A 15,539-nucleotide genomic window follows, 5' to 3' on the forward strand; every position below is an offset into this window, starting at 1 on the left:
AAGAAAATTTGGTTGCGACAGCCACAGATACCGGCGCAAGCCGTTGGTTGCAATTTTCTGGCTGTTGTACGCGTTGGGAACCTACAATCGGCTCAGCCAATTGTAGGTTCCTCTTTTATTACGTTGTCCTAATGTGGGCCACTTAATTCTTAGCCTTAAGCCCAGCAAGTACTTTTTCCGGACGAGCAGGTAAGTGAGTAATCCTTACTCCGCAGGCATTGTAGATTGCATTAATGATTGAAGCATGAGGGGACGTCAGCGGCAATTCTCCCGAACCTGCCGCACCGAAAGGACCATGAGGTCTATAGGTTTCTACATAGAGGAGATCAATATTGTCTGGGACATCTTTGACATAAGGTAGACCGCAACCGATCAAATCAATGTGTTTCTTCAGGTCTTCGAAATCTTCGCTTAAGGCAAGACCGATACCTTGGACCATTCCTCCATAGAGTTGTCCGTCTACAACCAATTTATTTGCGATTTTACCAACATCAGCTACCATCGTCATTTTGACGACTTCAGTTTTACCTGTCGTGATATCGACTTCAACTTGGGATAAGAAGGCCCCGTACATATAAACAGCAAAGGGATTCCCTTGTCCAGTTGTAACATCGCATTCCTTAGCCGGAGCAGTCCAGTTACCTTCAAAGTATACCGGTAACTTTTCAGCAATCATCTCTGCATAGGTTCGGAAGGTCCCATCCGTTTTTGTGACCCCTTTTACCAACAATTCACATGCAACTCGAGTGGCATTACCGACCAATACTTGAGAACGACTTCCTCCGGCTGGTCCGCTGTTAGGGGTCCGTGCCATATCATTCATAACAAGTTTGATATTCTCTGGTTTGACTCCCAACGGACGCAAGGCTTCATGAGCTGTAGCTAATGATCCCATGTCTGCACCTTGACCATGATCTTCCCATGAAGTATAAATTGTAACGCCATTGGCGGTTAGCTCCGCATTGACCGCAGAACTGTCCGGACCGTCAAGACCTGATCCATAGACACCGATGGACATTCCAATTCCGCGTTTCTTGTTTGTAGCGGATGCTGGCTGTTTAGCCCATTCCTGTGCTTTCGTGTAAGCAGGTTTTAGTTTATCCATGATCTCCACCATGCTGTAAACATCTGGTTCACACCCACTTGGCGTGGTGTCGCCAGGTCTGTAGACGTTTTTATAACGAAGTTCGAAGGGATCCATACCAAGTTTTTCAGCAAGTTCGTCCATTAGAACCTCGGATGCAAATTCACTTTGAGGAGATCCATAGCCCCGGAAAGCAGACCCCCAAGCATGGTTTGTACACACAGTTCGACCATTTCCACGAATATTGGGGATAGAATAACCAGCACCTATGAACTGGCTACCTCGCATGGTTACTAAGTCACCGAATTCGGAATACGGGCCATGATCGACTGACCAATCGGTTTCCATGGCCGTCAATTTGCCTTCTTTGGTGGCTCCAAACTTGACATTCATAAAGAAAGGCGAACGTTTTCCAGTATAAGTAGTTTGTTGATAGTAATCGAATTCGAGATATACAGGCTGACGAGTCGCCACGGCCGCTACCCCTAATAAGGCTTCAATCGTTGGGCTGAACTTATAACCAAAAGTTCCACCAGCGGGGTTTTGGACCAAAATCGTTTTGTCTGCATCATACCCTATTCCCGGCGCAATCATAGCCTGATGGAGATGAATAGCAATACTCTTGGAATGGATGATCAATTTATCTTCTTCGTCAAAGAAGGCAAAACCGACGTCTGGCTCAATCGGCAGATGAGGTTGACGTCCAACATAAAAATCGTCTTCAACGAAGGCATCGGCTGCTTTTAGGAGTGGAGCAGTATCTTCACCCTTCACCATTTGAGTTTCGAAATAAATGTTCGGTGTACCAGGATGAATTTCAATAGCGTCTTCTGCCATAGCGGCTGGTGCACTCATATAGGCAGGAAGCAATTCTAGCTCCACCTTTACTTTTTCAACAGCAGCCTGAGCATGAGCAGCAGTATCGGCTGCAACAATGGCTATGGCGTCACCAAATTGGAAAACTTTTTTGTCGCATAGGATTGGACGTTCCCATCCATCCCCTTTGTTCGTCGGGAAGGTGATTAAACCAGTGATCCGGTTTTTGCCCACAACATCTTTATGCGTAATAACTTTAACGACACCCGGCATTTTCTCGGCCTCAGATGTGTCGATAGATAGAATATTGGCATGCGAAACTTTGGCCTGAACCAATTTAAGTTGCAGGGTTCCACTAGGCATTTTCAGTCCTGCATCTGCCCCAAAATCCCAGGTACCGGTAACCTTAGCTAAAGCGGATGGACGAATGTATTCAGTGCCCCAAATCTGGCCGTTTTCGGGCAATTTGCACCATAACTCTTCGATTGTAACCTCTCCACGAAGCAGTCTAGCCGCTTCCATGACCGCATCAATTAAGGGTTTATACCCTGTGCAGCGGCAGGCATTTCGGTGTTTTTGGAACCAATTTCGGACATCTTCTCTTGTAGGATTGACATTTTCCTCTAAAAGTTGTTTGGCTGAAACAATGAATCCCGGACTGCAAAAACCACATTGAGCGGCTCCATGAATCATCCAAGCGAGCTGCAAGGGATGTAGGTGTTCCTTTGTGCCCACTCCTTCGATTGTAGTGATTTCTGCATCGTCAGCTAATCGTTTCATTTTAGTAACGCAGGATCGGATGACTTTTCCATCCACAATGACGGAACATGCACCGCATTGAGCTTTTCCACATCCTATTTTAGTGCCGGTCATGTGAAGTTGTCCCCGTAGCACATCAGCTAGGGTAACTTCTCCATCAACAAGTAATGTTTGGGGGACACCGTTAATGACAACATTTTTTTTGATCAACTTAGTTCTCTCCTTTTTTAAATCATTTATCTACTAGGTTAGTCACTGCATAAGGTACCCGTTATCTAGTTCACAAATTCTCAGACCACTTCCATTACTGTTGAAATAAATATTGGTCTCTGTAAAGCAAATTTCCTCACCCATCCATCTAATGAATATCTGACAAATTTCTACCTCCCATTCTTTTTTCTATTTGCCAATTAGAACTTTGTTTTAGCTTGTTTTAGTTTAATTCTATTTGCTTTACTTGGCTTGGCTTAATACATATGCAATATTCATGCCAACGATTCTGACAATTTCGGATATTTGCTCTTCTACTCATTTTCACACGCGAACAGTATTCCTTTAACGATAATATTTGTCGAAATTTGCCTAAGTTCATTTGAAAGTATAATATTAGGAATCAAAAATTCATACCTTGACCTCATGTTGAGAATACGATACCATCAAGATAGACAGACTATTTTTTCTCCGAAAACTAATGAACCTTTGACAGTTTCAATCCCACCTAAGGTGTGTTTAAACGTAAACACGCCTTCCATGATGTATTGGAGGGTTTCGCAAATGGAAAAAATTAAAGTGCAGGATTCTGTTGGTACCATTCTTATCCATGATATGACTCAAATTATTCCCGGTGTTGTTAAAGGGCCTCGTTTTCGCAAAGGGCACGTTGTCCGGGAAGAGGATATTCCTGTTCTGCTGAGCATGGGGAAAGAACATATTTTTGTCTGGGATCAGACGCCCGGTCTTATTCATGAAAATGAAGCGGCAGAGCGCCTTGCCCGAGCAATATCTGGTAGTGGTATATCCCTTGACGAGCCTAACGAAGGAAAAGTCACTCTCACCGCTGCCCACGACGGTCTTCTTTACGCCTCAGGAGATGGCATTTTAGCATTGAATACATTGGAAGGGGTCATCCTGGCCACCCTTCATAATCATTACCCCGTCAAAAAGGGAGATAAGATCGCCGGCACCCGTGTCGTCCCTCTGATGATTGATGAGAAAGTGATCATCGTAGCAGAGGAAATCGTCGGAACGTATTCCCATCCAATCTTGGATGTGTTGCCTCTAAAGCAATTGAAAGTTGGCATCGTCGTCACAGGAAGTGAAGTCTATCACGGGCGCATTCAAGATAAATTTGGTCCGGTTCTGCGCGCTAAAGTTGAAGACTGGGGATCTCTCGTTATTGATCAAGCGTTGGCTAGTGATGATGTGTCCGTAATCCAAAGTAGTATTCAAAAGCAACTAAGTATGGGGGCAGAAATGATCTTAGTCAGTGGTGGCATGTCCGTGGACCCTGATGACGTCACCCCAGCAGCGATTAAAGGTATGGGAGCAGAACTCATCACTTACGGTGCACCAGTTCTACCAGGGGCTATGTTTATGCTAGCCTACCTCGGAGACGTTCCCATCATGGGGTTACCCGGCTGCGTCATGTATTCCAAAAAAACCGTCTTTGATCTAGTTGCTCCTCGGATGCTTACGGGTGAACGCTTGACTCGACTTGATATTGTTAAACTAGGAGTAGGTGGTCTTTGTCTGGAATGCCCAGTCTGTACGTACCCCCGATGTTCGTTTGGCAAATAGGGCGGAAGTGTCTTAGCACGTTCGCACCATCCTACGCCAATTGGTACTACTTTAGGCCCAAGCAGTGTTAGTCCATTCATAAAACAAGGAAGCACCTTCCCAAATGATGGGAAGGTGCTTCCTTGCGCGTTTGTATTGACATGCGAGACACGATTCATCGTGCCTCGCACCTATAATTCCTCTTAGTAAAATACCCCTGTGTCCCTAACATCATATCCGCCTAAGGCTAGAACATCGTCCTGGAAGGCTTTGCTTTGGATGACCGAGATCATTTCTTTCATGCGAGGTTCTCTCATAAATTCCTGTGGAATCGCCAGATCGTATCGTTCTTCTCCGACGAACACATAATCCAATCCTAGAGCTTCAGCAGCACTTTGAATACCCAATCCTACGTCAGCTGAGCCTGAGGCTACCGCCACGGCAACAGCTAGGTGGGTAAATTCCTCGCGCTCATACCCCAAGATTTGTTCTTTGGTTAGGCCTTGCTTTTGGAGCAGATAATCGAAAAGCACCCGTGTACCTGACCCGCCCTGACGATTGATAAATCGTATCCCAGGCTTGGCTAAATCTGCAAGAGTTTTAATATTCATTGGATTCCCCTTGGGCACAATAAAAACTTGGGTTCTATAGACTAAATTCATCAATAAGACGTCTCTACCTGGCAAAAACCGCTGTAGATACGAACGGTTGTACTCTCCTGTCTCTGGATCGAGCAAGTGAATCCCGGCGAAATGGGCTTCCCCCTTGCGTAGCGACAAAATTCCTGCTAGGCTCCCTACATGAGCTGAGGCAATGCCCCCCTGCCCACCTTTGGCCTTCATGTGGCTACTTAAAACGTCCAACGTTAAATCATGGGATCCAATGCAGACGAGAGTTTCTTCTAACTCCGAAATCGGCCGTAACAGCTCAACGGGTACTGTTTCTCCCTCATGAAATCCTTCCTGTAAGCGAGGAACCCGTAGCATCCCATCCGCTCGCACCAGACTCATCGTCACGCCTGCGCCTCTACTCAAAGGGGCTGCAACCCAGCGATCCCCGACTCTCCCTACTTTTACCCGCACAAACTCTTCACTGCCGAGCGACGAAAAAACTTTCTTGCTAATGACGGCATCCAGCGTAGCCTGTGAGTCTTTACTTAAACCCTGTAAATGCTTGACCCATGGCTCCAAGAACAAATGGGCTGTCAAATAGGCAGAGACCGGATAACCAGGTACTCCAAAGGTGGGCTTTCCTTGAACTTCCCCTAAGACAACTGGTTTACCTGGCTTAATGGCTACCCCATGTAGATAAAGTGTTCCAAACTTTTGAACCATTTGAGATGTATAGTCATCCCGACCTTGTGAGGATCCTGCGATAATGACCAGAATATCTTGAGATGCTGCCATCTTCTGAATTGCTTCTTCCAACTTTTCTGGTTGATCTGGTGTTATCGGCCAAATTGTCGCAGATCCACCCCATTCCTCCACTAAGGAGGCCAGAACTGTGGAATTACTATCCACAATATCCCCCACTTGAAGGGTCGACTCTGGTGAACGAATTTCGTCGCCTGTCGGCATGATCCCTACTCGTGGCTTAGAACGGACTTCGACCTCCAAAACCCCTGCGGCCAATAACGCACCTTGATCTTGAGGGCGAATGCGATGATGGATTGGGAGAAGTACTTCTCCTTCCACAATGTCCTCTCCTACTGGCCGAACATGATTATAAGGTACGACCGGAGCCTGAAGTAAAATTCCGACCTCACCTAATTCTAAGACGTCTTCGAGCATGACTACGGCGTCCATTCCCTCAGGGATCGGATCCCCTGTGTCTACTTGAACGGCTTGAATTCCAAGTTCTAACCAACGAGGCTCTCGCTCTGAAATTCCGTGAGTATCTTTGGCTCGTATGGCATATCCATCCATCGCTGAAGCAGCGAAATGAGGAGAACTTCTTTTGGCGCGAACAATCGCCCCAGTGATTCTATGCAGTGCTAAGCGTACATCCAATGATTCATTCCTTGGCACACAGCGCCCAGCGAGCTTTTCCATCATCAAGGCCAGTCCTTCTTGCCATGCTGTGTTTTCTAAATATATTTGGCGTTCCACGTTCCTTTGCCTCCCCATTCTCAAGCAATTTCCTTTAGTTTATCTCATTAGCCGAAAAGAAGTCTCTTTTCCTGCTTCAATGCCTTCCGTATCTAAGCGAATGTGAACGATCGCATCGGCTAGTACCATTGTCCGAATTAAGCCAGATTTCCCTCGAATCGGTTCAAGCAGCCATCCTTCTCCGTCTGGTATGAGGCGTATGCGCACAAACTCCTCTCGACCACTTCCAGAATATAAGTTCTGGGTTAACTTCCCTTTGGGAAGAGGATCAACCGGGGCATATAACACCGACCCATCCAACCATGGCCGGACGATTGCGTCAAAAACAACCATCGCTGAGGCAGGGTGTCCAGGTAGACCAAAAATCAGCTTGCCATCCACAACCCCACCGATCGTGGGTTTACCAGGTTTAAGTGCTAATCCGTGGAAAAGCAGTCCTGGCTCTCCTAGCTCGCCAATAAGCTGAGCGGACAGGTCGCGAGTCCCTACAGAACTTCCGCCTGAGAGTAAAACGATATCATTTTCTTTTAACATCCGTGTAAGCATTGTGCGGAGCTCCTCAAGATCATCTTTCACAATACCATAATGATGAGCCTCTGCGCCACACGCTAGGGCTTGTCCGAGCAGGGTATAACCATTAATATCTCTTGACTGACCCGGCAGAGGGTCTTGATCTGGAGGAATAATTTCGTCTCCAGTCGAAAGGATTCCGACACGAAAACGAGGTAATACAGGGACTGATATTTGCCCAAGGGCTGCTAAGAGTCCCATTTCTTGTGCTCTAATCCGGGTAAATTTAGAAAGAATAACTTCCCCTTCGGTGACATCTTCTCCAATGTCAATAAGATTTTCCCCGGGTGCAACAGCCTTCGTTACACCATAGAGTTCCTCCCCAAAGTGTTCGATATGTTCAATCATTACGACAGCATCCGCTCCCTCGGGAAGCATCCCCCCAGTAGGCATAAGTATTCCTGTCCCCTGCCGCAGTACTTCCGTTGGAGCCTCACCCATCCGTACTTCCCCATAACATTGTACCAATGCTGGCATACTTTCACTGGCTCCGAAGGTATCGCTTGCTCGAACGGCCATCCCATCCATTGTTGATTTGCGGAAATGAGGGATAGCATAGGTTGCTGGGATATCTTGGCTAAGAATACATCCCAGTGACTCGGCCAGAGGAATCGTTTCAACGCGTTGATAAAATGAGTGCACATAGGGTTTTAAAGAATCAATTGCCTCAACTAAGGTTTTGACCTTGAATAATTCACTACTACTTCCCATTTTGATGACACCTTTCGTGATCATATTAGTCCGAGTCCGTAATATCAGTAGCTATATTTTATTTATTTCCGAGCCCCCCACCCCCATTCCTATAAGTGGAGGTGGGACGTAGTAACCTTCAGGTTGGGTAGAGTCCATCCTACGGCGCGAAAGATATTCGTCAGTGGCATGCGCCTTCGGCGATACTCTCCACTGAAGATTATCGTATCTAAAGCCTCGATGTTCAGCTTTAGCATAAGCGAATTCACTGGATTTCAAATCGTTCAAACTCCATGGTCTGAAGATCAACTTGTAACCAAGCATGGCGCAATGTAGGTAGCCTGCCTACCAGTATTTTTACCCCCTCAGCAACACTTAAGCTTGCTAAGACGGCAGGAGTAAACGCAGGGTTTCCCCACGTACTCTCAACTCCCTGTTCCCCTTTTCCATATAAGCGCAATACACTAAAGTCCCCAGGCAAACTCACGCCTACTTGGCCAAACCAGCCAGCGATACTTGCAAATACCAGCGGAAGGTCCATCTGGTGACAGACCTTTTCCAACTCTACACGAATGTGCATAGAGTCAAGAGCGTCAAACACTAAGTCGACTTCCCGAAACAATTCCAGACCTTTTTCCGCCTCAAACCAGCCTCTCACAGCTTGGACATTAACTTCCGAGTTCACATTTTTGAGACGTTCCTGAGCCGCCGTCACTTTCCATTGCCCCATATTGAGCTCTGTCGCCATAATCTGTCGGTTGAGATTGCTTGCTTCCAGATGGTCACCGTCTACCAGTACTAGCCGACCTACTCCAATCCGGGCGAGTTCTTCAGCTATATATCCTCCAAGTCCTCCACACCCTACGATTGCTACGCATGATGTGGAGAGCTTGAGCTGATCCTCATCAGAAAAGGTCTTTCTATTCCGTGCATAACGACCTTCTAATTTCATTTACCCCCCTCCCACAGGCGGAAAGAGTGCAATGGTATCTCCATCTTTTAAGACATGCTGTTCATTGACATTCTTCCCATTAACAAGGCAAATGGCAACTTCCTCAGGTTTAATATTCAACGGCTGGAGGACATCATGAAGGCGAGTTTCTTCTGGAAGCTCCATCTCTTCAACTTTAAAGCGGCCATCCCTAAACGTCGCGAATAATTTTACGGTCACACGCACTTAGGTCCCTCCTTACTATTTACGATGGCTAACCGCCACCAGTCGCGCTTCGTGGGTTCGTTGTATAGTCGATATGGTTTATGCCATGATATTTTGAAGGGGGGACCCCAAAAGGTCCCCCACAATAACTTTATCTCTATTCTTATCCGTTTGCAATAAGAATCCTAAATCCCGAGGTTTTTAAGACGCTCAGGCGTTGGCACTCCAGCTGCATCCCATCCACGTTCAGCATAGTACTGAGGCAGAAGTTCTGGCAATCTGTGTACACTTCCTTTGGAAGGCCCTGTAGGAATCGCTACTTTTAATAAACGTTCGGGCAGTGTGTCATCCGCTGTGGTCATCCCTGTCCGTAAATTTTGTAAACGTTCAACGTTCCAAATCCGTTCTCCGCAAGCCAAGAGTTCCGTATCCGTATAATCGGAACCAGTCACAGCGTTGACAATCGCGGTGTAATCAGAAAGGCCCAGCGCGAACGATGTGAACAAGCACATTCCAAGGGAGTCAATAACAGCAGTGAGATCTTGGAATATCTTACTCCACGTTGCTTTACCTTCGAGGGAATCCTTATCAAGTTTTTCTGGAAGCCCCAAAATCTCCGGAGAAATCATATACCCACGAACATGGCAACCACCTCGGTTGCTAGTTGCAAATTGGAGACCCTGTCCTTGAATGCCCCGAGGGTCATAGGCTGGAATTTCAAGTTTTTTCACAGTCATGGATAGCTCTGGATGACCATAACCTGCAGCGAAGTTATACGAACCCTGAGCCATTTTAGCTCCGAGCCCTTCAGCGTAAGCGATTTTCCGAACCCATTCTACCATTCCTGCTGCATTTCCGAACTCTAGTGGCGTACCATCAAGTTCTTCTGGCTTAATATATCCGCGCTGAACAAGTTCCATACCTGCTGCAATGGTACAACCCACTGAAATAGAGTCCATCCCTAATTTGTTGCACAAATCATTGGCCGCGTGAATCGCATCATAATCATGGATGCCACAGTCCGAGCCAAAGCACCAAACAGCTTCATACTCAGGACCGCCGCCTTCTCCGTCTTTCCATTTATTATGGCGACCACATGCGATAGGACAGCGATAACAAGCGTCTTTTTTGATCAAATGATTGGCTGTCATGGTTTCTCCGCTAATTTGATCGGCCTCGGCATCATAGGACTCTTGGAAATTATTTACCGGATACACTCCACTCTCATTAATAATATTAACAAGAACAGCTGTCCCGTACGCGCCAAGTCCTTGACCTGTTACGCCATTTTCCTTAAGTTTTCCCAAAGAAGCACTCAGGACATTTTTCATCTCATCTGGATTTGAATTTTCGACTTTTCCAGTTCCACGAACGATAATCGCCTTGAGATTCTTTGATCCCATGACTGCACCCACTCCACTACGCCCAGCCGCTCGGTAGAGGTCATTTATGACAGCTGCCATCAGAGAAAGGTTTTCACCGGCCGGCCCAATGGTTAAGACTTTGGCTTTGTCATCTCCAAACGCCTGCTTTAAAATCTCCGTTGTGGCATAGACATCTTTACCCCAAACATTAGCGGCATCTTTAATTTCTACCTTGTCATCATTTATGGAGATATACACAGGCTTTGCTGCCTTGCCTTCTAAAATAACCATATCATAACCAGCAAATTTCAGCTGTGCACCCCAATATCCCCCAGAGTTCGAAGAAGCAATAACTCCATTTAGGGGGGATTTTGTGACGACCATAAACCGGCCAGACGTTGGAGCATTTGAGCCGGTGAGTGCTCCTGTAGCAATATACATTGTGTTTTCGGGAGAGAGTGCGTCAACATCTGAGGCTACCTCATCGAAAAACATTTTTCCTGCAAGCCCACGCCCGCTCAAATATTTCTTTGCAAGTTCCATGTTTAAAGGTTCAGTACTAGTTTTCCCTTCCGTGAGATTGATACGTAATACTTTTCCGGTATAACCACCCATGAATCTTCCTCCTTATTTCTATAATATTTCGCTACATTTTCTTCAGGGGACAATAATTTTATTTCACTTACCCTAAGCGACCTTATTTAGATATATAGCAATATTCATGCCATTTACTTAAGTCTAAAAATTAAATTAAATTTTCTGCAAAATCTAACAATAACAAATTAAAACAAATTAAAACAAATTCAATCAAACAAACTTTTTTGCACTAAAAGTGTTTTTGAACGAAAATATGAAGACACTTTAACTCTCCTTCACCACTAATGCTCCATATCTGACCGTTTTGTCTTATAGTTTTGTTCCAATATTGAACACTTTGAAACTGATAAAATTTTGCTGCCTGTTGTTTGGATAATATAGGTATGATATTCTGTCCTTATAAAGAAATAATAAATCTATGCCTAGAAAGGAGACGGAAAGAGTTTTTATGGAAAACCATTGGAAACGTTTTATAAATGGGGAAAGCGTGGAATCGGAAGTAACTCCTTCCATCTATCGTTCCTGGCAGAGAAGCATAGATTATAATGTTGACTATTCGCTAGTATCTAACCAGGATATTCTATCATCTCCGAGTCTCAACAAGCGTCGTGAAGCCCAAGAATCCCTAATCCGAGCGAGTGAACCTGTGCTGCCATATATTTTCAGTTTGCTTGGAAGCACCAATTATACCGTTTTATTGGGTGACAACGACGGCTACATCATTGAGGCCATAGGTGACGCGCCCTTCATGAGTAAAGCTCAAAAAGTGAATTTAAGTCCAGGCGCCAGTTGGCGCGAGGAAGTACGAGGGACCAACGCCATTGGAACTGCTCTTAGTGATAATGCTCCCATCTCAGTCTTCGGTTGGGAACACTTTGTCCAAGATAATAACTTTTTGGCATGCTGGGCTGCTCCAATACAAAATAGCCTTGGTGCCCCCCTTGGCGTTTTAGATATCAGTGGGGAAGTCAGTCTAGACCGTCAGAAGATCTTAACAATTGCCATGATGGGCGCAAGTATGATCGAGAAAAATCTTCGGCTTTCTGAATTAGAGAATCAGCTGAAATTTTATCAAGAAGGTGCCAAGTTAGCCTCTTCACTACTACAACAGGGATTTATTGCCATTGATCACAACGGCATCATTACTAACATCAACCCCCTCGGCGCGGCACTGCTTGGGCGCAAAGCAGAAACAATCGTGGGTCAACTTGCTGCAGATGTTTTTAGTACTCCCAAAGGGTGGATGTTAAACGGTCATTCTCTGGATCTCCAGATAAAAGACCGCTCAGGAAAAGACGTTTCCTCTCACTTAAAGCGCGTAGTCAATGAAGCCGGTCAATCGTTGGGTGCAGTCGGAACACTTCAAGTGTCCAAAACTCCCTCGTCCCTGTCCGATACATTATGGATCGGACAAAGCCAGCTTTCGCAGCGCACTTTGGCACGAGCTTCGAAGGTTGCCTCAACCCACTCTTCCGTACTCATTCACGGGGAAAGCGGGACCGGAAAGGAAATAATTGCCCGAACCATCCATCAACTCAGCCCACGCTGCGACGGTCCTTTTGTGGCTTTAAACTGCGCCTCACTCCCTCCATCTCTGATAGAGAGTGAATTATTCGGATATGTTGAGGGCGCTTTCACTGGAGCACGCCGTGGTGGAAAGCCTGGGAAATTTGAATTAGCGAATAAAGGAACTATTTTCCTCGATGAAATTGGAGATATGCCACTGAATGTTCAAGTAGCACTTCTTCGAGTACTGCAAGAAAAGGAAGTTTCCCGGATTGGAGATACAAAAGCTTTAAAAATTGACGTTCGTATCCTAGCTGCTACACACAAAGACCTCTCCGCTCTTGTTTCAGCAGAGCTGTTCCGCTTGGACCTGTACTATCGCCTGAAAGTTGTCACTTTGGAATTACCTCCACTGCGCGACCGTCCTGAGGACATTCTGGACTTAGTGCCCTATTTTATCCGCAAAGCATGTGAAGCGTTTGATAGCCCGGCACTAGGGATTGAAGAAGAAGTTTATACTCATTTATCCACCCATCACTGGCCAGGCAATGTCCGAGAATTAGAAAACTGTATTGAAAGCATGGTAGCTATGGCAGAAGGACCTATTCTGACCGTAGCAGACTTACCCGATGAATTCCAAATGGTCGCCGTGGAAAGTGAACCTGAACCCTTATTGGACCAACAGACCAAACATGCCATTCTCTATGCGCTGACCCAAACCAAAGGGAAAATCGCACCCGCCGCTAAGATCCTAGGGGTTGGTAGAAATACTCTTTACCGCAAGATCAAAGAACTGGATATAAAGTTTTAGCCGGTAGAAGCGCCAAACCATAATCTTCGCTAAAAGAAACCTAGGACCATCGATAGTGGTGCCCCTTGAATTGTGATAAATTTTAACGTAAAAGAGCAGGGAAGCATTTTAAATGTCTCCCCGCTCTTTATTTTCTGTGGCTATCTAGTTTGCAGTATTAGTGCGGTGTTAAGATCTACTTGCAACCGAATGCACTTTCTTCCCCATAGCCCCCAGTAAGGCCTTCATCAAATCATCTGGCGAAGGTGGACAGCCTGGAACCTTAAAATCTACAGGTAATACTTTATCGATGCCTCCTGCACTGGCATATGCTCCCTTAAAGACTCCACCATTGATAGCACAATCTCCTACCGCCATGACCCATTTCGGTTTAGCCATCGCTTCATAGGTTTCATGGGCAGCATTAAGCAACTGCGTTGCGCCCGGACCTGTGCACATCAAAAGATCCGCATGACGGGGTGAGGCAACGAAATCAATTCCAAAATGCTGATGATCATAAAGAGAATTACCTAAGGCCGTCATTTCCCAATCACAAGCATTACAGGAACCACAAGCGAGGTGCCGAATCTGAAGAGATTGCCTGAAACTCGCTGGTAAATCTGACGAAATCTTTGATATCAGCGAATTTCCAACCTTCTCAGTGAGACGTCCCATCTTTAACTTTCGGAGCATCAACTTCAACATGTTATCTCCCCTTTTCGGCTAGCGATCGCAACAACTATAACACAATTCAAAACTCTTATTGATTAATGGAAAATCTGGAACAATATTGCCCGGTACAGTAAGTGGAACCGCAGGCCAGTTGGCATAGCTAGCAGATCGAACCCGACAACGGTAGATTTTACCTTCTTCGTCCAACATAAGCCAAATAACATCTGTTCCTCTAGGAGACTCTACACAGCCCCAAGCAGGTACCATCGCTTTAATATCTTCGAAAACTATGGGGATTGGCGTATTCGGAATGAGCGTGGATCCCTCTATCGCCTCACTCAGTAAAGTATTAAGGAATCGAAAACTCTCTCTCGTTTCCTTAACCCGAACCATTAACCTAGACCAAGCATCTCCATCCTGTTCAACCATTGATTTTACCTCAAGTTCGGGATAAAGAAGATGGGCATGGAGTTCTCGCCAATCATTGGGTATGCCTGAAGCCCGGGCAGCTGGCCCTGTAACTCCAAAATCAATAGCATGCTCAGGTTTTAATACTCCAGCCGTGACCGCCCTCTGTCTAAAGCCGTCATGTTCCAGCAGCAAGGGTATCCATGCTTCAAAATCAAGGGATACTTCTATCAATCGGTTCAGAATAGCTTGACTATCATGTGATCCAGGTATTGACTTAACTCCCCCAGGGACAACCATTCCTCGTAAAAATCGATGGCCAAAGAACTCTAAATTGAGGCGTTGAAGCTTTTCCTTGCTCTGAGAACCATTGGCATTACCAAGGGCAAAGCCGACTCCCGCACACATATTCCCGATATCTCCGATATGATTGTACATCCGCTCTAATTCAGCGAGTATTGTTCTCCATAACAAGCCCTGACGAGGAACTTCTACATTAGCGAGCTTTTCAACAGCCTCACAATAAGCCAGACCATGACTTAAAGCACATACTCCACAAACTCGCTCAATGATGCGCAAGCCATCTTCGATACTTCTTCCTTCAACGAGCTTCTCTATTCCTTTGTGAGTGTAAAAGAGCTGGGCTTCGAAATGCAAAACTGGCTCACCAATAGCGTACAAACGAAAATGCCCTGGTTCAATGATTCCGGCATGGATAGGACCTACTGGAACCTGAAAGATTCCGTCACCATGCATTTCCGGGAAAATTAAAGGAGCCCGTTTAAACTCCTGGCATTCGTTCCCCGCTTTGTAATCCTTGCGCAAGGGATAAAATCCCTGCGGCCAACCCGGATGTAAGACCAGAGAGCGCGGGTCAGGATGTCCTACCGCCTTTATTCCGAAGAGATCTTGGGCCTCTCGCTCTGACCAGTTCATAGCCGGAAAGATTGAGGCGAGCGTTGGGAATTCATCAGTTATTCCCTTAGCAACTAGCGTCAGTGAAAAATCCTTTCCCGGAAAATGGAGCACTAAGTAAAGACAGAATCCATGTCCTAACTGTCGCTCGTCATTGACAACATGTGTTAACCAAATTGGACGCGGCTTTATATCTAAACAGTAAGTCAATACTTCCGGTAGATCACGGGAGGGCAATTCGACAATTCCCTCTTCTTTCGTCCATTCTACAATCTCAGTGCCCGGACAACTATGAAAACTCTGTAAATATTCTCGTAAGCCTAGCATC

General features: G+C 45.8%; 10 protein-coding genes. 2 read left to right on the forward strand and 8 right to left on the reverse strand.

Going from position 1 to position 15,539, the window contains the following annotated elements:
• Window positions 1-142 precede the first annotated feature (142 nt).
• A complete protein-coding gene (locus tag E4K67_RS12805) occupies window positions 143-2,869 on the reverse strand; it encodes a molybdopterin-dependent aldehyde oxidoreductase (RefSeq protein ID WP_135547289.1) in 2,727 nt (908 codons plus the stop codon).
• A 564-nt stretch (window positions 2,870-3,433) separates the two neighbouring features.
• On the opposite strand from E4K67_RS12805, the gene E4K67_RS12810 reads away from it, so the two are divergent.
• Complete coding sequence (locus E4K67_RS12810) at window positions 3,434-4,456, forward strand: molybdopterin-binding protein (protein ID WP_135547291.1); 1,023 nt, start codon at window positions 3,434-3,436, stop codon at window positions 4,454-4,456.
• 182 nt (window positions 4,457-4,638) lie between these two features.
• Here E4K67_RS12810 and E4K67_RS12815 read toward each other — a convergent pair whose 3' ends face one another.
• The 5 genes from E4K67_RS12815 to E4K67_RS12835 all read right to left on the reverse strand — a co-directional run bounded on the left by E4K67_RS12815 (window position 4,639) and on the right by E4K67_RS12835 (window position 10,938).
• Window positions 4,639-6,543 carry a molybdopterin biosynthesis protein gene (locus E4K67_RS12815; protein WP_135547292.1) on the reverse strand — a complete coding sequence of 635 codons (1,905 nt, stop codon included), beginning with the start codon at window positions 6,541-6,543 and terminating at the stop codon, window positions 4,639-4,641.
• 39 nt (window positions 6,544-6,582) lie between these two features.
• Window positions 6,583-7,824, reverse strand: a complete 1,242-nt coding sequence (locus E4K67_RS12820; protein ID WP_135547294.1) for a molybdopterin molybdotransferase MoeA — start codon at window positions 7,822-7,824, stop codon at window positions 6,583-6,585.
• Window positions 7,825-8,068: 244 nt separating this feature from the next.
• On the reverse strand, window positions 8,069-8,755 hold the full coding sequence (locus E4K67_RS12825) for a HesA/MoeB/ThiF family protein (protein WP_135547296.1): 687 nt from the start codon (window positions 8,753-8,755) through the stop codon (window positions 8,069-8,071).
• Complete coding sequence (locus E4K67_RS12830; protein ID WP_135547298.1) at window positions 8,756-8,980, reverse strand: MoaD/ThiS family protein; 225 nt, start codon at window positions 8,978-8,980, stop codon at window positions 8,756-8,758.
• A gap of 164 nt (window positions 8,981-9,144) precedes the next feature.
• Window positions 9,145-10,938, reverse strand: coding sequence for an aldehyde ferredoxin oxidoreductase family protein (locus E4K67_RS12835; protein ID WP_135547300.1), 1,794 nt, complete (start codon window positions 10,936-10,938; stop codon window positions 9,145-9,147).
• Window positions 10,939-11,368: 430 nt separating this feature from the next.
• Here E4K67_RS12835 and E4K67_RS12840 point away from each other — a divergent pair, with 430 nt between their 5' ends.
• On the forward strand, window positions 11,369-13,237 hold the full coding sequence (locus E4K67_RS12840) for a sigma-54-dependent Fis family transcriptional regulator (RefSeq protein WP_135547302.1): 1,869 nt from the start codon (window positions 11,369-11,371) through the stop codon (window positions 13,235-13,237).
• A gap of 168 nt (window positions 13,238-13,405) precedes the next feature.
• Here E4K67_RS12840 and E4K67_RS12845 read toward each other — a convergent pair whose 3' ends face one another.
• A complete protein-coding gene (locus tag E4K67_RS12845; RefSeq protein WP_135547304.1) occupies window positions 13,406-13,921 on the reverse strand; it encodes an NADH-quinone oxidoreductase subunit B family protein in 516 nt (171 codons plus the stop codon).
• Window positions 13,922-13,939: 18 nt separating this feature from the next.
• On the reverse strand, window positions 13,940-15,538 hold the full coding sequence (locus tag E4K67_RS12850; protein ID WP_135547306.1) for a hydrogenase large subunit: 1,599 nt from the start codon (window positions 15,536-15,538) through the stop codon (window positions 13,940-13,942).
• Window position 15,539: the final 1 nt, after the last annotated feature.

It is taken from the genome of Desulfosporosinus fructosivorans, assembly GCF_004766045.1.
GTDB lineage: Bacteria > Bacillota > Desulfitobacteriia > Desulfitobacteriales > Desulfitobacteriaceae > Desulfosporosinus > Desulfosporosinus fructosivorans.